Source organism: Pyrococcus woesei (assembly GCF_050496105.1).
Lineage (GTDB): Archaea > Methanobacteriota_B > Thermococci > Thermococcales > Thermococcaceae > Pyrococcus > Pyrococcus furiosus.
This window is the reverse complement of sequence record NZ_CP179867.1, coordinates 986,138-1,007,518: the sequence shown is the minus strand read 5'-3', so window position 1 is coordinate 1,007,518 and position 21,381 is coordinate 986,138. Positions and strand designations below refer to the sequence as shown.

Annotated in this window: 21 protein-coding genes and 1 tRNA gene; 15 read left to right on the top strand and 7 right to left on the bottom strand. The window is 39.0% G+C overall.

Annotated features, from left to right (window positions below):
- Positions 1–15: 15 nt before the first annotated feature.
- Positions 16–93, bottom strand: a tRNA-Lys gene (locus ACMFNG_RS05550).
- A 104-nt stretch (positions 94–197) separates the two neighbouring features.
- Between ACMFNG_RS05550 and ACMFNG_RS05545 the strand changes: the two genes are divergently transcribed.
- The 3 genes from ACMFNG_RS05545 (at position 198) to ACMFNG_RS05535 (ending at position 1,932) form a co-directional block, all read left to right on the top strand.
- A complete protein-coding gene (locus ACMFNG_RS05545; RefSeq protein WP_011011609.1) occupies positions 198–479 on the top strand; it encodes a hypothetical protein in 282 nt (93 codons plus the stop codon).
- A 116-nt stretch (positions 480–595) separates the two neighbouring features.
- Positions 596–1,183 carry a transcription factor E gene (gene tfe, locus ACMFNG_RS05540; protein ID WP_011011608.1) on the top strand — a complete coding sequence of 196 codons (588 nt, stop codon included), beginning with the start codon at positions 596–598 and terminating at the stop codon, positions 1,181–1,183.
- A 17-nt stretch (positions 1,184–1,200) separates the two neighbouring features.
- Positions 1,201–1,932: a DUF2110 family protein gene (locus ACMFNG_RS05535; protein WP_011011607.1), complete on the top strand. Its 732-nt coding sequence runs from the start codon at positions 1,201–1,203 to the stop codon at positions 1,930–1,932.
- Here the strand turns inward: ACMFNG_RS05535 and ACMFNG_RS05530 are convergent.
- Together ACMFNG_RS05530 and ACMFNG_RS05525 are read right to left on the bottom strand one after the other, a co-directional pair.
- Positions 1,929–2,435, bottom strand: coding sequence for a hypothetical protein (locus ACMFNG_RS05530; RefSeq protein ID WP_430515092.1), 507 nt, complete (start codon positions 2,433–2,435; stop codon positions 1,929–1,931). The two genes, ACMFNG_RS05535 and ACMFNG_RS05530, sit on opposite strands and share 4 nt — an antisense overlap.
- 387 nt (positions 2,436–2,822) lie before the next feature.
- Positions 2,823–3,200, bottom strand: coding sequence for a 30S ribosomal protein S6e (locus tag ACMFNG_RS05525; protein ID WP_011011605.1), 378 nt, complete (start codon positions 3,198–3,200; stop codon positions 2,823–2,825).
- Positions 3,201–3,389: 189 nt separating this feature from the next.
- Between ACMFNG_RS05525 and ACMFNG_RS05520 the strand changes: the two genes are divergently transcribed.
- Entirely contained in the window at positions 3,390–4,391 is a 1,002-nt protein-coding gene (locus ACMFNG_RS05520) for a cell wall-binding repeat-containing protein (protein ID WP_011011604.1), read from the top strand.
- Here ACMFNG_RS05520 and ACMFNG_RS05515 read toward each other — a convergent pair.
- A complete protein-coding gene (locus ACMFNG_RS05515; protein ID WP_011011603.1) occupies positions 4,378–5,232 on the bottom strand; it encodes a DMT family transporter in 855 nt (284 codons plus the stop codon). The genes ACMFNG_RS05520 and ACMFNG_RS05515 overlap by 14 nt on opposite strands.
- A gap of 113 nt (positions 5,233–5,345) precedes the next feature.
- On the opposite strand from ACMFNG_RS05515, the gene minD reads away from it, so the two are divergent.
- Genes minD through ACMFNG_RS05490 form a run of 5 tightly spaced genes read left to right on the top strand, consistent with a single transcriptional unit; the run spans position 5,346 to position 11,034 of the window.
- Entirely contained in the window at positions 5,346–6,083 is a 738-nt protein-coding gene (minD, locus tag ACMFNG_RS05510) for a cell division ATPase MinD (protein ID WP_430515091.1), read from the top strand.
- A 47-nt stretch (positions 6,084–6,130) separates the two neighbouring features.
- Positions 6,131–6,877 (top strand): ATP/GTP-binding protein, encoded by a 747-nt coding sequence (locus ACMFNG_RS05505; protein WP_011011601.1) that lies wholly within the window; start codon positions 6,131–6,133, stop codon positions 6,875–6,877.
- 52 nt (positions 6,878–6,929) lie between these two features.
- Positions 6,930–7,418 carry a hypothetical protein gene (locus ACMFNG_RS05500; RefSeq protein ID WP_011011600.1) on the top strand — a complete coding sequence of 163 codons (489 nt, stop codon included), beginning with the start codon at positions 6,930–6,932 and terminating at the stop codon, positions 7,416–7,418.
- 1 nt (position 7,419) lies between these two features.
- On the top strand, positions 7,420–10,569 hold the full coding sequence (locus ACMFNG_RS05495) for an ATP-binding protein (protein WP_011011599.1): 3,150 nt from the start codon (positions 7,420–7,422) through the stop codon (positions 10,567–10,569).
- 42 nt (positions 10,570–10,611) lie between these two features.
- Positions 10,612–11,034 carry a translation initiation factor IF-2 subunit beta gene (locus tag ACMFNG_RS05490; protein WP_011011598.1) on the top strand — a complete coding sequence of 141 codons (423 nt, stop codon included), beginning with the start codon at positions 10,612–10,614 and terminating at the stop codon, positions 11,032–11,034.
- Positions 11,035–11,184: 150 nt separating this feature from the next.
- On the opposite strand, the gene ACMFNG_RS05485 is transcribed toward ACMFNG_RS05490, so the two are convergent.
- Positions 11,185–11,958, bottom strand: coding sequence for an alpha/beta hydrolase (locus ACMFNG_RS05485; RefSeq protein ID WP_011011597.1), 774 nt, complete (start codon positions 11,956–11,958; stop codon positions 11,185–11,187).
- Between the two features lie 159 nt (positions 11,959–12,117).
- Here ACMFNG_RS05485 and ACMFNG_RS05480 point away from each other — a divergent pair, with 159 nt between their 5' ends.
- Positions 12,118–13,515 (top strand): hypothetical protein, encoded by a 1,398-nt coding sequence (locus ACMFNG_RS05480; protein ID WP_011011596.1) that lies wholly within the window; start codon positions 12,118–12,120, stop codon positions 13,513–13,515.
- A gap of 73 nt (positions 13,516–13,588) precedes the next feature.
- On the top strand, positions 13,589–15,757 hold the full coding sequence (locus ACMFNG_RS05475) for an alpha-amylase family glycosyl hydrolase (RefSeq protein ID WP_014835154.1): 2,169 nt from the start codon (positions 13,589–13,591) through the stop codon (positions 15,755–15,757).
- Here ACMFNG_RS05475 and ACMFNG_RS05470 read toward each other — a convergent pair.
- Positions 15,683–17,059, bottom strand: a complete 1,377-nt coding sequence (locus tag ACMFNG_RS05470) for an alpha-amylase (protein WP_143522516.1) — start codon at positions 17,057–17,059, stop codon at positions 15,683–15,685. The genes ACMFNG_RS05475 and ACMFNG_RS05470 overlap by 75 nt on opposite strands.
- Positions 17,060–17,215: 156 nt before the next feature.
- On the opposite strand from ACMFNG_RS05470, the gene ACMFNG_RS05465 reads away from it, so the two are divergent.
- Genes ACMFNG_RS05465 through ACMFNG_RS05455 form a run of 3 tightly spaced genes read left to right on the top strand, consistent with a single transcriptional unit; the run spans position 17,216 to position 20,489 of the window.
- The gene (locus ACMFNG_RS05465; RefSeq protein WP_011011593.1) at positions 17,216–17,974 is read left to right on the top strand and encodes a molybdopterin-binding protein; all 759 of its coding nucleotides are present in this window, start codon (positions 17,216–17,218) and stop codon (positions 17,972–17,974) included.
- Positions 17,974–18,804, top strand: coding sequence for a translation initiation factor IF-2 (locus ACMFNG_RS05460; protein ID WP_011011592.1), 831 nt, complete (start codon positions 17,974–17,976; stop codon positions 18,802–18,804). The genes ACMFNG_RS05465 and ACMFNG_RS05460 overlap by 1 nt, the downstream gene beginning before the upstream one ends.
- Positions 18,801–20,489 carry a MutS-related protein gene (locus ACMFNG_RS05455; protein WP_011011591.1) on the top strand — a complete coding sequence of 563 codons (1,689 nt, stop codon included), beginning with the start codon at positions 18,801–18,803 and terminating at the stop codon, positions 20,487–20,489. The genes ACMFNG_RS05460 and ACMFNG_RS05455 overlap by 4 nt, the downstream gene beginning before the upstream one ends.
- Here ACMFNG_RS05455 and ACMFNG_RS05450 read toward each other — a convergent pair.
- Complete coding sequence (locus tag ACMFNG_RS05450; RefSeq protein ID WP_014835152.1) at positions 20,479–21,141, bottom strand: Kae1-associated kinase Bud32; 663 nt, start codon at positions 21,139–21,141, stop codon at positions 20,479–20,481. The genes ACMFNG_RS05455 and ACMFNG_RS05450 overlap by 11 nt on opposite strands.
- 71 nt (positions 21,142–21,212) lie before the next feature.
- Between ACMFNG_RS05450 and ACMFNG_RS05445 the strand changes: the two genes are divergently transcribed.
- Positions 21,213–21,377, top strand: a complete 165-nt coding sequence (locus tag ACMFNG_RS05445) for a class III signal peptide-containing protein (protein WP_014835151.1) — start codon at positions 21,213–21,215, stop codon at positions 21,375–21,377.
- Positions 21,378–21,381: the final 4 nt, after the last annotated feature.

Below are 21,381 nucleotides of genomic sequence, written 5' to 3'. Positions count from 1 at the left end.
GGAGGTTTATATTCATGGCGGGCCGGGCGGGATTTGAACCCGCGACCACCGGGTTAAAAGCCCGGTGCTCTAACCAGGCTGAGCTACCGGCCCACCCATTGGTGGGTAAGTATCCAGAAGTTTTATAAATTTTTTCGTCAAGAGGTATTGTGATAAACAACAAAGACCCAGAAAGGGCAGAGATGGGGGTGACTTAGTTGGAAGTCATCATTGAAAAGTTCAAACCTAAAGTTACTAGACCATTCAAGAGAAAAAATGAATGGTGGGTCAAGCTTATCACGGAGGATGGGGAGTATATAATGAAGTTCAAGAGTCCAATTGAAGCCGAGGACGTGGTTTATGGGTTACTGGATTTGCAGGTTTACGGAGGTAAAGTTAAACTAAAACTTAAAGAAGGAAATGTTATAGAAGATATTGAAGTTTTAGAAATCTATAAACCATCAGCAAAGGAGTTAGTTGATGAATACTTGACCAAATAGTCCCCTTCTTGATTCTTTTGATTAGCATCGAAAAAGTATATATAACAGAATGAACACATTTATTTATGTGTGGAGAGTTATATAAAGAAAGATCCAAAAAGAGGGAGGTCTAAAACATGGGCAGAGACAAAAAAAATACAGCGCTTCTAGATATTGCAAGAGATATAGGAGGAGATGAAGCTGTAGAAGTTGTAAAAGCCTTAGAAAAGAAAGGAGAAGCAACAGATGAGGAATTGGCAGAATTAACTGGAGTAAGAGTTAATACGGTGAGAAAAATCTTATACGCCCTGTACGATGCTAAGCTTGCAACCTTTAGAAGAGTTAGAGATGACGAGACTGGTTGGTATTATTATTACTGGCGCATTGATACTAAAAGATTACCGGAGGTTATTAGAACAAGAAAGTTGCAAGAGCTTGAAAAGTTAAAGCAGATGCTTCAGGAAGAAACCAGCGAGACCTATTATCACTGTGGAACTCCAGGGCATCCAAAGCTAACATTTGACGAGGCCTTTGAGTACGGGTTCCAATGTCCAATATGTGGAGAGATACTTTACGAGTATGACAACTCAAAAATAATTGAAGAACTCAAAAAGCGAATTGAAGAATTAGAGATTGAACTCGGACTGAGAAGTCCACCAAAAGAAGAAAAACCAAAAAAAGCAACAAGAAGAAAAAAGTCAAGATCAGGGAAAAAGAAGAAATAAAGGTTTAGGGATGAGTTATGGAAGTTATAATACCTCAAAAGATCTATGGGGATAGAAGTGGAATTGAAAAATTGAATAAGAAGTTAAAATCTCTCTTAGGAGATTTGGATGTTAAATGGAGGATTGCTATAACCAAGAAACAGTGGGTCAAGATAATTTTGCAAGGAGAAGATAGTGAAATATCAGCGAATCTAATTAGAGAAGAGTTTGGGGAAATTCCAAGATCTCTTTCAAATGTGAATGTTGGCGATATTTTTGTTGGAAGGTTAATTGATTTAGGAAAAGTTGGTTATGGAGTCTATGTTGATATTGGAATTTTAACTCCTAGGCCAAAAGATGCCCTATTGCCTCTCTACTGGCTAAAGAGGACATTTGAAGATAAACCAGTCCGACAAATGATAAGAGAATTTGGATGGGTGGATAACTTACCAGTTGAAGTAAGGATAGAGAAAGTAGAAAGACTTGCCCAGGAAATCGAAGTTTATCTTACAGAAAAATGGATAAAAAAGCTTAAAGGATGGCTAACAGACAAACATGACAAGCTTTTCATAGCAGGAACAATAAGTGAGAATGTAGAAAATGCTTTAATACAGACAGGACACAGCAGAGATGTAAGGAGGATAGAAGAGCTAGGACTTATGGAAACGATGCTCATTCTGAAGAAGGGCACTCACGCACCAGGAATTATTAAAGAAATTGGGCCATATATAAGGGCCGCAAAAATAGGAGCCATAAAATTTGAAGATTAAGCCACCATCTTCCCCTCTTTCACCTCTAAAATATCATAGTTTGGGAAACTGCTTATTAGTCTAATTCCAATGAGAGACAAAAGCAGAAGTCCTTCAACTTCATAATTGCCTAAAAATGGGAAAGAAAATAGGAAAAGCATTATAAGCACAGATGTTTGCCTCTTCTTAACTATATTTAGTTTTTCAGTTGCCAGAGAATAAGCTATTAAGATCATTGGAAGGATAGCACTTAAGTAAAAATTGTTGGAGGGTAAATTTAAACTAGGAAATTCATATATCCCCATTTCAGTTAAAATGATTATTATGATTGTTGCAACAAACCCATAAAGATAACTTAAAGGAGACACTGGAAATACTAGAATTATGGAAGGTATTAGAAATACAACTATCGAAAGAGTAGGAGAAAGTAAACCAGTTAGAATTCCTGAAATTGTCCATAGAAACGCTGTTTTAAACCTTGAACCAGAAAAATGAAGCGAGAGAATTATAACTAGCAAAATCATGAATACTGAGAGCTCAAGAGATTTGAAGATATTAAGTTGACTTCTAATGTAAGGGGAAGACAAGAGGAGAGCAAATGCCAAAAACCCAAGTTCTCTTGAATGCCTGGGCATTAAGAAAAAAGATAACGAAAGAATAGGAACAAGATGGTAATATGACGGATTTAGCAATAAATATAGGAGGGGGATAACAAATAAGTACATAACCTCTCTACTGGATGTTAACACTAAAATTATGGAGGATAATAAAGAGAGTAAGAGTATTAGATATATCTCAACGTGCAAAATCAACACCTCTACGTAGCCCGGTCCAGCGCGGCCCCATTGCTACGGCATCTGCCGGTCTGAGCCGCGCAAGAAAAATATAGAAAAGCAGTTTAAAAATTTTATTCAATATACAAGCTTTACATTTACTTGAACTATTTCGGGGCTAATAGTGTTCCCTCTCACAGTTTTCTTTCTTCTTTCTCCCTTTTCCTTAGGTCTAAATCCTGGCCCTTTGGAGAGTAGAACTCTTACCCTTCTAGGACCATGAATGTCAGGCCTCATTGGGAATCCATCTTTGTCTGTTCCTCCTCTTATCTCTAACTTCACGTCCTCTGGGAATTCTTTTCCAAACAGTTCGTTTAAGTTTATGTTTAGCTCTTTTGCTGGGATCTGATCACCTATTCTCTTTCCAATGAGTTTTTCCGTCTCTGCTCCTGTAATTTCCACCTGCTTTGCTATCCCACTCTTAGGATCGGATATAACAAGCTTGAAAGTCGCCATTTCCTCCCACCTCCTGGGAATGTTCATCAGCGGGATTCATCGAGCTTCCGCCCAACGGCGGATCTCTCAAACCCATCACTTGGCACTTTTAGGTGGGGTATTTAAAACTTTCGAACTTTGTGTTTAAAGGATAAACACTTTTAAATACGTCAGATAATAATAAAATCCGAGTAACTGGAGGGGTATACAGTGAAAAAGGCAATTGTCTTTATGACAGTAATATCATTTCTCCTTCTAATTCCACCAGTATTAGGAGAGGAACAGCCTAGATACGATTTAATTCTTGTTCGAAATGATGAGCTTATTGACTATCTCATTACACTACCATATTCACACTCCTTTAACATTCCAATTCTACCAATTAATCCAAAAGAGCTTAATGAAGTCACAAAAGCCCAATTATACTCTTATATTCAATTAGGGAGAACGAGACTTCTAATAGTTGGAAACGTTAATGCAATTAGTCTAGAAGTTGAAAAAGAATTAGAAAACATGGGGTTCATTGTAACCCGAATAGGGGGGGCAGATAGAACAGAAACTGCAGAAAAACTTGCTTTGCACTTTTATCCAAATGGGAGTAAGACAGTTATACTTGCAAGCGCTTTGGATTATGGTTCTACTCTTGCCGCAGCTGAGTTGGCAGTGGAATATAACTATCCCCTCCTTCTGACCTGGGAAAGTCAACTTTCTCCAAGTGCCTTAAGAGGACTAGAAGAACTTAATGCAAAGATAGTTGTTTTAGTTGGATTTGGAATAAATGAAACTGTTGAAAATACTCTAAAGGAGCTAGGATACGAAACTTATTGGATTGGGAGAAGCATAGAGCCACCCCCATTCTACACCCAAACCTCAACAACTCCTCAGCCCCAAGAAAGTAAATACTCATTCCTAAAGGGAGTTCTAATAACCCTAGTTGTATCAGCTCCAATATTCTTCTACCTGGGAAGAAAAGTTAGGACCCAACAAAATGAAATCTTAAATCTCCTAAATGAAAAAGAAAAGGCTGTATTAAGAGCTATTTTAGAGCATGGAGGGGAAATCAAACAAGAGGATCTTCCAGAATTAGTTGGCTATTCTAGACCTACAATAAGCAAGGTAATACAAGAACTTGAAAATAAGGGTCTCATTAAGAGAGAAAAGAGTGGAAAGACTTTCGTAGTCAAAATTGAGCGGAAAATCAAGCTTGACTAATTAGTATTATTCCTGTTATGATTAGGATTAGACTAATCAATATTTTCTTGTTGAAGGGCTCTTTAAGTAATCCAATAGCCAACAATGTGGAAATCATTGGGTTAATAGCGGTAACCGGAGTCACTATTTCAGCACCCACCAATGCAGTACCTTTTACGAATGAATACTGAGCCACAACTAATCCCAAGAGTCCAGCAAGACTAAGAACTAAAAGTTCTTTTCTTGTTGCTTTTTTAAATTCTGGAAGATACCTCCAAGAGACGAAAGTTATCCCAACAGCCGCGTAAATTATCCTTAGTCCTGCTAGGGATAGAGATTCTATCCGTGAAGAGAGCCAGTCCATAATTATAATCGCCAAGCTCCAAAATATTGGAGTTAGGAAGGCATATAAAATACCTACAGGATCAACATTCTCTTCTGTCTCTGCTTTCCTAACAATTACTATGCCTATAACGATTAAAACAGCGCCAATAACAGTTAACACTGTAATTTCTTTACCCAGCAAAAATGCCCACAATATTGTCCAAAGAGGATATGTGGATGTTATTGGAACTGTTCTTGAAACTCCCAACCGTTTAAGAGCAGAGAAGTAAAAATAATCGCCAATAACAAAGCCAAACTGACCAGAAATAAACGCCAAAATGTGGTACTTTATTGGCAAAGAGACCAATAGCTCAAGTCTTCCAGTAATCAGAAATATTAATACGTAGGTTGTTGCGGAGAAGTAAAGCCTTATAACGTTAGCATATACTGGACTCTTATCCTTTAACCCAACTTTAACTAGGACAGAGGCACTTCCCCAACAAAATGCTGAGATTAGCCCTAAGATTATCCCCAACACAAACAGAGCCTCACTGCTTAGCTTAAAAACTTAACGTTTCGATGGCAAACTAAAAACGTTAGCACAAAAATGTTAAAATTCGTAGGGAAGATATAACATTTGGAGGTCATTAAATGGGGAGGATAATCTCGATAGTTTCAGGAAAAGGAGGTACTGGAAAAACTACGGTAACTGCAAATCTCTCAGTAGCATTAGGAGATCGTGGAAGAAAAGTTCTTGCGGTCGATGGAGATTTAACAATGGCTAATCTAAGCTTAGTTTTAGGGGTAGATGATCCTGATGTTACTCTTCATGATGTCCTCGCTGGAGAAGCTAATGTGGAAGATGCAATATATATGACCCAATTTGATAACGTCTATGTACTTCCAGGCGCTGTAGACTGGGAACATGTTTTAAAAGCTGATCCGAGAAAGTTGCCAGAGGTAATAAAGTCTCTTAAGGACAAATTTGATTTTATTCTGATTGACTGTCCAGCGGGACTTCAACTAGATGCAATGAGTGCAATGCTTAGCGGAGAAGAGGCACTCCTTGTAACTAATCCCGAGATTTCCTGTCTTACCGATACAATGAAGGTTGGAATAGTCCTGAAAAAAGCTGGATTGGCAATTCTAGGATTTGTTTTAAATAGATATGGCCGAAGTGATAGGGATATTCCCCCAGAAGCTGTAGAAGATGTAATGGAGGTTCCACTCCTTGCTGTAATTCCAGAAGATCCAGCCATTAGAGAAGGAACCTTAGAAGGGATTCCAGCAGTTAAGTATAAGCCCGAAAGTAAAGGAGCCAAGGCTTTTGTTAAGCTTGCAGAAGAAATTGAAAAACTTGCAGGCCTTAAAGCGAGAGTCATGTACTAGTTAAGCTTTAAACTTGTTAGGGCTACCTAACGAATGGGGAGAAACCAATGATAATAGCATTTTTAGGAACCGCGGGAAGTGGGAAAACTACTCTAACTGGAGCATTTGGAAGATACTTAGAGGAAAACTACAGAGTAGCTTACGTTAACTTGGATACAGGAGTCGAAAATCTTCCATATAAGCCTGATATAGATGTAAGAGATTTTATAACAGTCAGAGATTTAATGAAAGAAGGATATGGACCAAATGGAGCAATAGTCGAAAGCTATGATAGGCTATTGACAAGAGTGGAACATTACATAAACAAAATTTTGGAGTTGGAGAAGTCCAATGACTATGTTTTAATCGATACTCCTGGACAGATGGAGACTTTTATTTTCCATGAATTTGGAGTCAAACTAATGAACAACTTACCATATCCTTTAGTTGTTTACCTTTCCGATCCAGAAATCCTCAAGAGACCTCACGACTACTGTTTCGTAAGATTTTTCTCTCTCCTAATAGACCTAAGACTAGGAGCAACAACAGTGCCAGCATTAAATAAGGTAGACCTTTTATCTGAAAAAGAATTTGAAAGACATAAAAAGTATTTTGAAGATATAGAGTACCTAACTACGAAGCTAAAATTTGATGTCTCAACTCAAGGACTTTTAGCTTATAAAATGTGTCAAGTCTTCCCCGAACTTTCTCCTCCAGTAAGGGTTTTGTACCTCTCAGCAAAGACAGGAGTAGGATTTGAAGACCTTGAAACTTTAGCGTATGAACATTATTGTACATGCGGCGACCTCACTTAGATTTTTTAACCCCTATTTTCTCTAATGTCATTCAAGTATTGGGGGAGTAATCATGTTCACGGGTAAGGTATTGATTCCAGTAAAAGTACTCAAGAAGTTTGAGAATTGGAATGAAGGAGATATGATACTGCTAGAAGATTGGAAAGCCAAGGAATTGTGGGAGAGTGGAGTAGTTGAAATAATCGATGAAGCTGATAAAGTCATAGGAGAGATCGATAGAGTGTTATCAGAAGAAAAGAAAAACCTCCCATTGACTCCAATACCAGAGGGACTGTACGAAAAAGCTGAATTTTACATCTATTATCTAGAAAAGTACATCCAAGAGAAGGTCGACAACATAGAAACAATACAAACTAAGGTCACAAAGTTAGCAAATCTAAAGAAGAAGTATAAGACTCTGAAAGAGATAAGATTTAAAAAGATACTAGAGGCTGTGAGGCTTAGACCAAACAGTATGGAAATTCTAGCGAGATTATCCCCAGCTGAAAAGAGAATATACCTTGAGATCTCTAAAATAAGGAGAGAGTGGATAGGTGATTAGCGTGGACAGGGAGGAGATGATTGAGAGATTTGCAAACTTCCTTAGGGAGTATACAGACGAAGATGGTAACCCAGTATACAGAGGTAAAATAACTGATTTACTTACAATAACACCCAAGAGGTCTGTTGCAATAGACTGGATGCACCTAAATTCCTTTGACTCAGAGCTAGCTCATGAAGTTATAGAGAACCCCGAAGAAGGAATAAGTGCCGCAGAAGATGCAATCCAGATTGTATTACGAGAAGACTTCCAAAGAGAAGACGTGGGAAAAATACACGCAAGGTTTTATAATTTGCCAGAAACCCTAATGGTCAAAGACATTGGGGCAGAGCACATCAACAAGTTAATTCAAGTAGAAGGAATCGTGACGAGAGTAGGAGAAATTAAGCCCTTTGTCTCTGTGGCAGTTTTCGTATGTAAGGACTGCGGTCATGAAATGATAGTGCCTCAAAAACCCTATGAAAGCCTTGAAAAAGTTAAGAAGTGCGAACAATGTGGAAGCAAAAATATAGAACTAGATGTTAACAAGAGCTCCTTCGTAAACTTCCAGAGCTTTAGGATTCAGGATAGACCAGAAACCCTAAAAGGAGGAGAAATGCCAAGGTTTATCGATGGTATTCTGCTTGATGACATAGTGGATGTAGCCCTCCCAGGAGACAGAGTTATTGTAACAGGAATTTTGAGAGTCGTTCTTGAAAAGAGAGAGAAAACTCCAATATTTAGAAAAATCCTCGAGGTAAATCACATTGAACCTGTTAGTAAAGAGATACAAGAATTAGAAATTTCTCCAGAAGAGGAGCAGATAATAAAGGAGCTAGCAAAAAGAAAAGACATAGTAGATGCAATAGTTGATTCAATAGCTCCTGCCATATATGGATACAAAGAAGTCAAGAAGGGAATAGCACTTGCCCTGTTTGGAGGAGTTTCAAGAAAGTTACCTGATGGAACTAGGCTTAGAGGAGATATACATGTCCTCCTGGTCGGAGACCCAGGAGTTGCAAAGAGCCAGATTTTAAGGTATGTGGCAAACCTCGCTCCTAGGGCCATTTACACTTCAGGAAAAAGTAGTTCCGCAGCAGGTCTTTGTGTAGCTCCCGATTCTTTAGTGGTAGTGAATGACAAAGTTCAAGAAATAGGAAAGCTAACGGAAGAATGGGGAAGAGAAGTAGGCTTCCTAGAATACTCAAGTGGGATTTTCTATGCTCCTTACCTGGGAAGAGGAATATCCCTAGATTTAGTAACAGGGAAAGTCAAACCTTCAGTTGTTAGCAAGGTTTGGAAGTTAAAATCCCCAGAAGAATTAGTTACAATAAAGACCATTACTGGAAAAGAGATAACAGTAACTCCTGAGACAAAACTTCTGACCTTCAATGGGACACTTGAATGGAAAGAAGCTGGAAAAATAAAACCTGGAGATTACGTCCTAACGGTTAAAAAGTTACATATCAATGGGAAACAAGAAACTTTAGATGAAAAGCTTGCATACAAGCGTGGACTGTCCCTTTCCGATCCTTTGGAGTTCTTTAGTTCATCTGAGAGGACAATTTCCGCTTATCTAAAGGGAATATTTGACAAAGTCGGAAGACTCGTCGGAGATACAGCGGTCATTAAAGTCGATAAAGATATGGCAAAGAGGCTACAGATTTTATTGCTAAGGCTTGGAATAGTTTCCTCGGTAGATGAGACAGGAAAAGTCATCATTGGAAGGGAGTACATCCAGAAAATCTTAGGGTACAACGTTAGCGTCGTGACCCATGAAGTGGAGCTATTTAGAGAGTTTATAGCTGAAATATCTAAGTTCTATGGAACCAGTGAAGAGGATGTCTACAGTTCCCTCCATGAAAAAGGAGAACTCGATATAGGGACAGTTCCAGTAGAGCTCCCAGAGGGCTTAAGAGAAGAAATAAATCGTGAAAGAGCAACTTACAGTGAACTTGTGAAAATTGCCCAGGAAATAAAAGATGAAAAACTCTACAATAAACTTGCGTGGATTTTAAGTGAAGTTACGGAAGAAGAGGCAAAAATTAAGGAAAAAGTTAACACTCTAAAGGTCATACTCTCCTCAGATTTGATACCAGAAAGAGTAGAATCTGTAAAGATTATCAAAAGTCCATACCCCTACGTTTATGACCTTACAGTTGAAGGTTCTCACAGCTTCATAGCAAATGGCTTTGTAGTCCACAATACTGCTGCAGCAGTTAGGGATGAGTTCACGGGAGGATGGGTTTTGGAGGCGGGAGCTTTAGTCCTTGCAGATGGGGGTTATGCTCTAATCGACGAGCTCGACAAGATGAGCGACAGGGATAGGAGCGTGATACATGAAGCCTTAGAACAACAGACAATAAGCATTTCAAAAGCAGGGATTACGGCAACTCTAAACGCTAGAACTACAGTCATTGCGGCTGCAAATCCGAAACAGGGAAGATTTAATAGAATGAAAAATCCATTCGAGCAAATTGACCTTCCCCCTACACTTCTAAGTAGATTTGACCTAATATTTGTGTTAATTGATGAGCCCGATGACAAAATTGACAGTGAAGTTGCCAGACACATCTTAAGGGTCAGAAGGGGAGAAAGTGAAGTCGTGGCCCCAAAAATACCTCATGAAATTCTAAGGAAGTACATCGCTTATGCAAGGAAGAATATTCATCCCGTTATAAGTGAAGAAGCTATGGAAGAGATAGAGAAGTACTATGTGAGAATGAGAAAGAGTGTAAAGAAGACAAAGGGAGAAGAAGAGGGGATACCACCAATCCCAATAACAGCTAGACAGCTCGAGGCCCTCATTAGATTAAGCGAAGCTCATGCAAGGATGAGGCTAAGCCCAATAGTAACAAGGGAAGATGCAAGAGAAGCAATAAAACTGATGGAATACACGCTAAAGCAAATTGCAATGGATGAGACCGGGCAAATTGACGTGACAATTCTAGAATTAGGTCAGAGCGCAAGAAAGCTCAGTAAAATAGAGAAAATACTGGATATCATTGAAAAGCTTCAGAAGACCAGCGAAAGAGGCGCCCACGTTAATGATATCTTAGAAGAAGCAAAGAAAGCAGGAATAGAGAAGCAGGAAGCAAGAGAAATCCTTGAAAAACTTTTGGAGAAGGGTCAAATATATATGCCAGAGAGTGGTTACTACAAAACCGTCTGATTTATATAGTAGGAAAAACAGCTAGATGTGGGGGTGAGGTAAATGGAAATTGACTATTACGATTATGAAAAGCTCCTTGAAAAGGCATACCAAGAGTTACCTGAGAACGTTAAACACCACAAGTCACGTTTTGAAGTCCCAGGAGCTCTCGTAACTATTGAAGGTAATAAGACTATAATCGAGAACTTCAAGGATATTGCGGATGCTCTAAACAGAGATCCACAGCACTTGCTCAAGTTCTTGCTTAGAGAAATAGCTACAGCTGGAACTCTTGAAGGTAGAAGAGTAGTCCTTCAGGGTAGATTCACGCCATATTTAATAGCAAACAAGCTAAAGAAGTACATAAAAGAGTATGTTATCTGTCCAGTATGTGGCTCTCCTGATACGAAGATAATTAAAAGGGACAGGTTCCACTTCCTTAAGTGTGAAGCTTGTGGTGCAGAAACTCCAATCCAGCATCTCTAGCTGTTTTTATACATTTTTCTGTTCAATCTAGAGGCTTATTCTCGACTCAGTAAATGTTATAAAAAACAAAAACAAGGTGTTGCAGGAGGGGATGATGAGTTTGCCGAGTGCTGAGCTAGTGATGAATAAACAGTCGCCTGACTTCCCCTCTCAATGCTTCTTTATCCACTCAACTATCTTTTTATGAAACTCTTCTCCCCATTCTGGATCTTCAAATATCTCATGGTATGCACCTTCGAACTCTACAATTTCCTTATCTTCCACTTTGATTTCCCCGTATAACTTTCTAGCTCCTTCTGGAGGAGTTATAACATCCCCAGTCCCAACTAAGAGTAGAACTGGAACTTTAATTTTGTGGGCTTCTCTGTGAGCAAGATCCATGTTCTTGAATATGCTCCTTCCCAGTTTGGCAGAAATTCTGTCATGAACCAGGGGATCTTCTATGTATCTTTTTACAGCATCTGGATTTCTTGAGAGAAGATTGGGATCTATTCCATTGGAGAGTGTTAAGCTTGGAAGCAAGACTCCAAGAATTTTTGCAAGTGCAACCATAAAAGAGGGTGTTTTTGGGCTCTTAGCCAGAGCTGGGGAGGAGGCAATAACTCCTCTAATCTTTTCTGGCCTTGTTTCTGCATATCTTATCACTGTTAATCCTCCGAGGCTGTGGCCAAAGAGAAAAGGTTTATCGTTTATCTCCTCTATGATAAAGTCTATTATTTCCATTGCTTCTTCAACGCTTGTATGACCTCTTTTTCCTGGGCTCTTTCCATGACCTGGCCAGTCAAATGTATAGACTGCATATCCTTCATTTACAAGCATGCTTACCAGTTTTGAGTACCTTCCACTGTGCTCTCCTAATCCGTGAACTATTATAACCCATCCTCTGTTTGGAGTTCCAAATTTTGCTTTGTATACCTGGGTCATATAGATAAATAGGAATTAAAGGATTTATCTTTTTCCTCTTTTTTATGTCAACTTAGCTTAGTACATATACAACTCCTACAACACCTTTCGTTAATTATAGGATTATTATCAAAAGTCTTAAATAGGATTATTAGTACAAACGTACATTGGAGAAGAATAATGCCCAAGAAAAAACTATTAGTATTAGTTGTATTATTTTTCCTATTACTAAGCTTGTTAGGAGAGAGATACTTAGCAGGGGCTTTCAAGTTTCCAAAATTGCAATTTATACTCGTAGACGAAAATGGAACTCCTTTAACAAAAATATCAAAAAACGTAGAAGTTCAGGTGCAGATAGATGCTCTAGTCCCTACAGACGAAGTGTATAAGACTATTTACTATGGAACTCTCAAAAAACCTACCATACTAAAGTTTTGGGACTCTGGAAATATAATTAAGATCTCTGTAGCTGACCAGAAGATCCAAAGTGTTATCTCGAAATGGGTAGAACAATACTCTGAAGAAATTGGGACATCTTTTGTTATATCAGTATGGGTACTTGATTACGAAAATAAAAAGCTCTACAGAGGATTCACTATAGTGAATTATGAAATCAAGGACATGAGAAAGGGGTTCAAAAAAATAGTTAAGGTAAATATTCACAAACTACCCTCCAGCGAACTTCCATCTAATAGAACAGCATCCATTCAAGGGTCTAACAAACAGTTTTATTACTGGAAAGTCGATTGGAGTCGTTCTTGGAGACCTAATGATTACATAAAAATTCCCATACTGATTGTAGATAATAAGTATTCTTCATCGGGACTAATCAATGCTTGGGTAGACATTAGCAGGGAAGAGTATACAAACTTTGATGTTACAGTTGCATATGGCTACAAGCTCTCCGAAAAGTATGACACTCCAAGTTTAGATATATACAGTAATGGATTTCCCACAATCTATGGTAAATTTTATTTTGCCGAAAGTATAGTGCTTGGACCTAATGAAAAAGGTTACATTTACATATATGCAAAACCTTATCATCTACATGAAAAGGAATACTATTGTACAGCCAGCCTAAACAACTGCGTCCCCACAGGCGAAGAGAGAATTCAAGAAGGAATTAACGCAATAAAAACTACTGGAAACAATGAGATTGTTGGAGGTAGTTCTAAAGGGTTACCAGATTCAAATATTATGGAGAAAATTTACAGTGGAACAACTCTTAAGTACGCTACTACTCTTAATGTGGGTGACTCAAAACCCCTAGCACTATTAATCTCAGAGGCTTCAGGTTCATGTTCAACAGAATTTGGAATAGGTCTTCCAGTAGGCGCCCTTGCAGTGGCTTTAAGCGGAGGCACTATACCTCCCTGGGCTGCAGGCTTAAGTGTTGGGATGCATTACTCTCATTCGAGTTCTCTTGTCTTGTATGGTGGCATCAAAAACTATGGAGAGCTTTTTGGAACAGGCAAAAATATTCAGGAGTACATTTACCTAGGAGTTAGTGAGTATACATACTCTGTTGGCAATTGTAATACAAAAGTTCCTGTAGGTGTGTACATTGAAAGTAGGTGATTCTTAATCTTTCTCTTCTTTATAACAGAAAAACATAAATTCCTATTTTTTCTGTATCACTAAAGGTGATAACATGAGAAAGCTGATAATAAGTTTTACAATTCTTGTACTCTATTTTTCCCAGGTCGCAGCCTATTATGTTCCAGAGAGAAGTGTTATATATCAAATAATGGTGGACAGATTTTACGATAGAAACCCAACAAATAACGAACCCTTCTATGATCCAGAGAAGAAAAACTACAGGCTCTATTGGGGAGGAGACATTGAAGGCATCATAGAGAGACTTGACTATATAGAGAGTCTAGGTGTTTCAATGATATGGCTTTCACCATTAAACGACAACATAAACAGAATGGCAGGTGGAAGCGCTCCTTATCATGGGTATTGGCCAAGAGACTTCAAAAGGATAGACGAGCACTTTGGCACCTGGGAAGACTTTAGAAGGTTAGTAGAAGAAGCTAAGAAAAGAGGAATTTGCATAATAGTAGACTATGTCCCCAACCATTCAAATCCAGCAACTGATGGGGAGTTTGGAGCTTTGTACGATAATGGAACATTAGTGACTAACTACTATGAAGACAGAAAAAATGCCACAAGAAATCCCTATACTGCGAGCCTGGAAAACATCTATCACCACAATGGCAACATAAACGATTGGTTTGGCTTTCAGCTTAAGTACGCAAATCTTTTTGGATTGGCAGATTTCAACCAAATGAATGACTTTGTGGATAATTATCTTAAAGAAGGGGCAGCTTTATTCGTGAAAAATGGCGCTTGTGGATTTAGAATTGATGCTGTTAAGCATATAGAGCTGGGATGGCTTGAAACCTTCTACCTTTACCTATATCAAATCTCAGATGAACCACTCTTTATCTACGGAGAATACTTTGCAAACACTCCTGACAAAACGTTTGACCTCTATGAGTTCTATAGGTACTCAAATGTATCTTCCCTCTTAAATATCCCAATTAGAGAATCAATTGCGAGAACTTTTGCATATGGAGGAAGTTTTGAGCAGCTAGCAAAGATGTTAGAGGAGTATTACAGTTTGTTCGTTTATCCCAACAAGCAGTTGAACTTCTTAGACAGCCATGATTTAGTTAGGTTCCTGAACATGAACCCAAACAAAGACAGGTACCACATGGCCCTCGGATTAGTAATGACACTCCCAGGAATTCCTGTTATATATTATGGAGATGAAAGCTATTTAGTGAGTAAGGAAGGGAAGGGAGACCCCTACAACAGACCAATGATGGTTTTTGATAACTCTACTAAGGCTGCTGAGATTATAAGAAAGCTTTCATTGCTAAGAAAAGTCAACGATGCCCTTGCTTATAGTGATTTCAGAACCGTATATGTGGACTACAACACATGGATATTTGAGAGAAAGTTTGGAAGCCACAAGATATTAGTTGCTCTAAACAAAGGGCCAGACAAAAACATCACGATTTCCCTAAACTGGACAGATGGAACATACATAGACATCATCGAAGGAGCAATTCTCAAAGTTAAAGAAGGTCAGGGTGAGATAAAGCTACCCAGATATTCATTTTATGTCTTTCATGTAGAGGAAGAACAGAAAACCCCTCTCATAGGATCTATAACTCCATACATAGCCCAACCTGGGCAAAAAATCCTTATAGCCGGAGCAGGCCTCAATGGAAACATCAAGGTGTATATAGGAGGTAGGAGAGCAAGAATTATTGAGAAAGAAGAAAATTCCATCCTTGTAGAGGTTCCCGAGATTAAAACTATGAATGCGTGGATTCCTGTTTGGGTTGTTGTTAATGGAACTAGAAGCAATGAGGTTAAGCTTAGGTACTATTCTAGCAATGATATCCCAGCACTAATAGTCCTACAAGGAAACTACACTGGTTACCTTTGGGTCAAGGGGAACATACCAGAACTCTCAGAGCCGAGACCCCTCTTGAAATCTCCAACGGGACACTACTTTGCCGTGGTTCCCCTCCCCAGAAACAAAACTTTTACAGTTCAACTATATAAGGGACTTCCCTGGGAACCTCTCCAACCAACAAATGTCACGTTGTATGGAATTGGAAATAAAACAGTAATATTGAATGAAGCCGCTCCAGAAACTCCTGTATGCGGCCCAGGAATTGTCGCAGTATTTGCACTTCTCCCATTGTTAAAAAGAAAAAAGAAAAAGTCACCCAACACCACAATAACTCCATACGGAGTACCCATAGTAGCCGTTAGCTGGATCGTGAGGTGGTGCCTCTAGGTATACCCATCCGCTACTATCTACTCTTTTATCTACCCATCCTCCTAGGTTTCCAGTGTATTCATGAATACAAGCCCCTGCAAACTTTGGAACGTATACCCACCTACCAACCCAGTTAGGGCTCAAGTTAATGTAAGTTATAAGCCCAGGCCTTCTAGAATCTCCATTTCTCACAAATATGAGCTCATCGTTGTCGTAGTAGACAATTGTTGTGCTTCCTCCTGCCAAATGATCATGGATCCAAATGAGGTTAATTAGCTTATCCTTGTTCAGCCATTCCTCAAAGTCCCTGTAGAATATTACTGGCTGTCCCTCATATGTCAATATGAACGCATATGCTGGATACTTGTTCCATATTATATCTGTGTCATGATTGGCAACGAAAGTTACTGCCTTAAATGGATCTCTCGAAACTACAGTTTGTCCGTTTTGTAGGGCATAGACTAATGCTGGAATGTTGTTATTGTCAAATGCTTCATCCATTTTATAGTAGAGCGGGAAGTCAAAGACCTTTGCACCACTCTCATATGCCCAGCTTAGTAGTGCATCTACATTTGTGTCCCAGTACTCTCCAACTGCCCAACCTCCCCACCAATTAAGCCAGTCTCTGACAACCCAAGCTCCATAGCCCTTAACATAGTCAAATCTCCAACCATCAAATCCTATGCTTCTTAAATAAGCAGCATAACTCTCATTGCTCTTCCATAGCCAGTACTGATCCCACTCTTTGTGATGACATATATCTGGAAATCCTCCAAAGGTTCCTTCGTCACAACAATGAAGCTCGTTTGGATGGAAGTCCAGATAGTTAGCTGTATATTTCCCTGAGGCAACTTTAGAAAAGTCTGTCCATGTGTAATCTCCAACGAAGGGGTTCCATTCTAGGTCACCACCAGCCCTGTGGTTTATAACTACATCGGCGATTACCTTTATTCCATAGGCATGGGCAGTTTGTATCAATCTCACTAGTTCTTCTTTTGATCCAAAACGCGTCTCTACAGTTCCCTTCTGGTAGTACTCGCCGAGATCAAAGTAATCATAGGGATCGTAGCCCATTGAATATCCTCCACTCATCCCCTTGCTTGGTGGAGGTAGCCATATTGCAGAGATTCCAGCTTCATACCATTCAGGAATCTTCGATCTTATATGATCCCACCAAATTCCTCCCCCTGGAACATCCCAATAGAATGCTTGCATTATAACTCCTCCCTCTTCAAGCTCCAAGTATTTTGCTGCACTTACTGGACTTGCTAGTACTATAAAAAACAGTAATAGAGTTAGGAGGGGTGTTAATTTCTTTATGTTCACGTGATCACCTCCATACACCAAAGTCTCATAATGTATCACTGGTGATGATACATATAAATTTTTCTGTTATGATCATGTGAACATAAATGTTCATCAACGCACGTCAAAATCTAATAAACTCTTGATAAAAACAATTCCTGGGGAGAACCAATGTTCGCGGAAATAATTACCGTAGGTGATGAACTTTTAACAGGGAATACTGTAAACAGCAACTCAGCACACATAGCGAAGAAATTAACGGAGAGAGGATACCTCGTTAAGAGAATAACTACTGTTGGCGATGACGTGGAGGATATAAGGTCTGTAATTTTAGAATCCCTTAACAGAAAACCCGATGTTCTTATTATTTCGGGAGGCCTCGGGCCAACTCACGATGACGTTACAATGGTGGCCGTCGCTAAGGCGCTGGGAAAAGAATTAGTGCTCTGTGAAAAATGCTTAGAGGAAATAAAGGAATTTTATGAGAGATTATATAGGGAGGGGCTAATTGATGATCCTACGCTGAATGATGCAAGGAAAAAGATGGCTTACCTTCCCAAAGGAGCCATTCCATTGAAAAACTCTGTTGGGGCAGCACCTGGGGCCTATATAGAATATAGAGGCACTAAAATCTTTGTGCTCCCAGGCATGCCAAGAGAAATGAAGGCGATGCTTGAAGAGGAAGTTTTACCAAGAATTGGATCAAAGAAATTCGTTCAGAAGAAATACCTTGCTGAGATAACCGATGAAAGCAAATTGGCACCAATTTTAGAAGAAACTATAAAGATTTTCGATGTAAAGATACACTCCTCCCCAAAAGGTTTTGGGAAGTTCATTGGAATCATAATATTTGCTCAAGACGAAGATACCATAAAAAAGGCAGTAGAATTTATGAAGAGTAAGGGAATCGAATTTAGGGAGGGCTGGTAGTGCTTCCAGAGAAAGTTGTAAAGATACTTGAGGAGATGAAGAACGAGAAAATAAGAGGAGCTAGCTGGATGGCCAAAAAGGGAGCTGAAGCCTTTATATTACTCAGCGAAGAGTTAGATGAAACTTCCCTAGAGGAAGGAATAATAGAGTTGAAAAGAGAAATCCTTGAAATTAATCCATCGATGGCCTCCCTCTATAATCTTGCAATGTTTATTCCAATAACAAACGACAGAGAAGTGGTAAAACTAAGAGCTGAGGAGTTCATAAAAAGAGCGGAAGAAGCTAAGAAGGAAATTGCCTCTATTGGAGCCCAACTAATAGATAGTGGGGATGTCATAATAACCCACTCTTATTCTTCAGCTGTCTTTGAAATTCTAAAAACTGCCAAGAGAAGAGGGAAGCAGTTTAAGGTTATACTCACAGAAAGTGCTCCCGATTACGAGGGCCTATATTTAGCAAAAGCCCTGCAAGATGAAAGTATTGAAGTTGAAATTATAACAGATGCCCAACTTGGATTATTTGCTAAGGATGCAACACTGGCAATCGTTGGAGCAGATACTGTGACAAAAGATGGATACGTTGTGAATAAAGCTGGAACTTATTTACTTGCCATCTCCTGTTATGAAAGTGAAGTTCCATTTTATGTTGCTGCCGAAACCTACAAGTTTCACCAAAAGATTACATCCAAGGAAGTAGAACTCGTGGAGAGACCTTTGTATAGGGAAGGAAGTAGAGTTAGAAATGTTTTGTTTGACATAACTCCCTGGAAATTTATAAGAGGGATTATAACTGAGCTAGGAATTATACTTCCCCCGAGGGATATGATATGAAGTTGCGGGGGGATGCCAGAGAAGTCTACAAGAGGTTACTCTCCCGGCTAGAGTCTATGATTAAATTAGGGGAGGCCAGGACATTTCTTAAAAAATTTGAACCGACAAGTGATAGAGAGGAAATTATAAAAAGGCAAAATTACTTAAAAGAAGGCTTAAAAAATGTGAGAGATGACTTAGAAGAATATCTCCTTTCAATAAGGCCAATTAGATTTAGGAGAGAATTTTTTCATGATAGAATTTTGCTGGTCTCCGATGAGGAAGTAGAAGAAGCAGAAAAGCTTGACTTATGCCCAGTAACTTCTGATCCCTCTGAAATTGAAGATTATCCTCTTATTTTAAGCACGATTGGGTATGGAATTGAGGTTGAGGTAAAGCCTTCCCATATTGCCCCAGAGCTTTATATAATTCCCCTGTGGGAAAATAGGGACGTTCTTGAAGCACTTTCAAAAGTTTTCCCAGGAGGAGCGGCCGATAAAATTTTGATTTCTTTAAAAGAGATAGAAGAGATTTTTAAGAAAATGGAAATTCTCGAAAATCTAGATGAAATAATCGTTGAGAAAGAAAAGGAACTCAATAGGAAAATTGAAGAAAAGCTTGAGAGATTTAAGTTAACCCTAAGCGGCAGAGATCTTGTGGAATTTATGAAAGCCTTAAGAGCTGGAAACCTGGAATATCTTTTTCATAAGTTCTCAGCTCTTAATGACGAAATCATAGAGGAGATTAATAAAGCGGAAAAGGAAATTTCCGATGTTCTGGGAATTAGTGTAGAGATTTTTCCTAGAGATTTCCCAGTAGAAGTTCCTCCAGAGCAGATAGAAGCCCTTAAAAGAGAGCTAGAGAGAGAATTTAAGATAGAATTTTATCTTAAAAGCAGAGAAACTGTAGAAAAAATCCTGCCCCATCTGCAAAAACTAAAAGAAGAGATACAAAAAGCCTACGAATTATACTTTTTGCTTGTGGTTAAAAAATTCACAAGAGACTTTGTGTTTCCAGAAATTGTTGAAGAAGGGATCGGGTTTATTGAAGGTAGGAATCTGTTCATAGAAAACCCACAACCAGTAAGTTATTTCGTAGGGAAGTCTTATGGTAACTTCCCAGGAGTTGAAGAAGCAAACATTGTAATTTTGACAGGGGCTAACAGCGGAGGTAAAACTTCTCTCCTTGAGCTCATCTCCCAGATTGTCATATTGGCCCATATGGGCTTTCCAGTTCCTGCAAAAAAAGCCTGGTTTACAGTTTTAGATGAAATATTTTTCTTTAAGAGAAAGAGAAGTGTTTATGGAGCAGGAGCCTTTGAAACGTCTCTAAAAGGATTGGTAAGGGCAATTAAAGGAAAAGGAAAAAAGCTAATTCTAATTGATGAATTTGAGTCAATAACTGAGCCTGGAGCTGCCGCGAAGATATTGGCAGAGCTCCTGAAAATAGCTTATGAGAAGGGATTTTTCGTCGTAATTGTCTCTCACTTAGGAGAAGATTTGAAAAGAGAGATTCCTTTTGCGAGGGTGGATGGAATAGAAGCGAAAGGCCTTGACGAAAACTTGAATCTAATAGTTGATAGACAGCCAAAATTTGGAGTTATTGGAAGAAGTACGCCAGAATTAATAGTAGAAAGACTTGCTAGAAAGGGAAGAGGAGAAGAAAAAATGATAATGAACAGAATACTTAAAAAATTTAGGAAGTAATCCAGCTTCTCTCCCTATATCTCCCTCTCAATTCAATTTCCTTGATTTTTTCCTCAATCTCACGCCTCTTCTCTTTCCCCCTTACCTCTTCATATCCTCTTAGAACAGCTTTAAATCCCTCTTCAACCCAGCTGTAGTGAGTACTCTCCATTGCTCTCCTCAGCAAGTGAAGATCAACACCCTGGGCTTCTAAAGTATCGTCAAACTCAGCTAACCCGAAGTCTATGAGGTAAATTTTTCCATCTCTCATTATCATATTGGAGGTCGTCAAATCCCCATGGACAATACCTGCCTCATGTAACTTTCCTATGACCCTGCCAATTTCCTTACATATCTCCAACCTTTCTTCTATGGGAAGTTTTTCCAAAAGCTCCTTGAGCCTCTCCCCCTCTATGAACTCCATAACTATTATCATGTTCTTGGTATCAACTTCAAACACGTAGGGAACATTTACACCAGCTTTCTTAGCTCTATGGAGTATTCTAGCTTCTCTTATTGTTCTCTCTTTTCTGAGTTTTATGTCGATTTCAGGAATCCTATATCTTTTCGAGACCCTTTCCTTAACGATCACCTTGATGGGAAGATCATAGTATAATTCGGAAAAGTCTGCAAGATATATCTTTGCTTCAGCCCCCTGCTTTATGAGCTTCATCTTTAACTCCCCTCTCACTTAAACAGCAAAAGCCTTAAATTATTTTGTGAACAACTTTTAATGAGGGCCCCATGAAAAGAGCTCAAACTGCCATTGAATATCTCCTCATGCTGGCTGCAGTTCTGATTTTGGTGGCCATAGTGCTTAACGTAGTTGTTGATAGCATGAGAACTCTAACAAATTATGTTGAGGAGTACACAAAAGTCATAAGAGAAAGACTTCTAGAGTCGCTTTAGTGGA

Coding starts and splice junctions, on each gene's coding strand:
- tfe (WP_011011608.1), top strand. CDS start 596: ATGGGCAGAGACAAAAAAAATACAGCGCTTCTAGATATTGCAAGAGAT.
- ACMFNG_RS05535 (WP_011011607.1), top strand. CDS start 1,201: ATGGAAGTTATAATACCTCAAAAGATCTATGGGGATAGAAGTGGAATT.
- ACMFNG_RS05530 (WP_430515092.1), bottom strand. CDS start 2,435: ATGATTTTGCTAGTTATAATTCTCTCGCTTCATTTTTCTGGTTCAAGG.
- ACMFNG_RS05525 (WP_011011605.1), bottom strand. CDS start 3,200: ATGGCGACTTTCAAGCTTGTTATATCCGATCCTAAGAGTGGGATAGCA.
- minD (WP_430515091.1), top strand. CDS start 5,346: ATGGGGAGGATAATCTCGATAGTTTCAGGAAAAGGAGGTACTGGAAAA.
- ACMFNG_RS05505 (WP_011011601.1), top strand. CDS start 6,131: ATGATAATAGCATTTTTAGGAACCGCGGGAAGTGGGAAAACTACTCTA.
- ACMFNG_RS05500 (WP_011011600.1), top strand. CDS start 6,930: ATGTTCACGGGTAAGGTATTGATTCCAGTAAAAGTACTCAAGAAGTTT.
- ACMFNG_RS05490 (WP_011011598.1), top strand. CDS start 10,612: ATGGAAATTGACTATTACGATTATGAAAAGCTCCTTGAAAAGGCATAC.
- ACMFNG_RS05485 (WP_011011597.1), bottom strand. CDS start 11,958: ATGACCCAGGTATACAAAGCAAAATTTGGAACTCCAAACAGAGGATGG.
- ACMFNG_RS05480 (WP_011011596.1), top strand. CDS start 12,118: ATGCCCAAGAAAAAACTATTAGTATTAGTTGTATTATTTTTCCTATTA.
- ACMFNG_RS05475 (WP_014835154.1), top strand. CDS start 13,589: ATGAGAAAGCTGATAATAAGTTTTACAATTCTTGTACTCTATTTTTCC.
- ACMFNG_RS05465 (WP_011011593.1), top strand. CDS start 17,216: ATGTTCGCGGAAATAATTACCGTAGGTGATGAACTTTTAACAGGGAAT.
- ACMFNG_RS05455 (WP_011011591.1), top strand. CDS start 18,801: ATGAAGTTGCGGGGGGATGCCAGAGAAGTCTACAAGAGGTTACTCTCC.
- ACMFNG_RS05450 (WP_014835152.1), bottom strand. CDS start 21,141: ATGAAGCTCATAAAGCAGGGGGCTGAAGCAAAGATATATCTTGCAGAC.
- ACMFNG_RS05445 (WP_014835151.1), top strand. CDS start 21,213: ATGAAAAGAGCTCAAACTGCCATTGAATATCTCCTCATGCTGGCTGCA.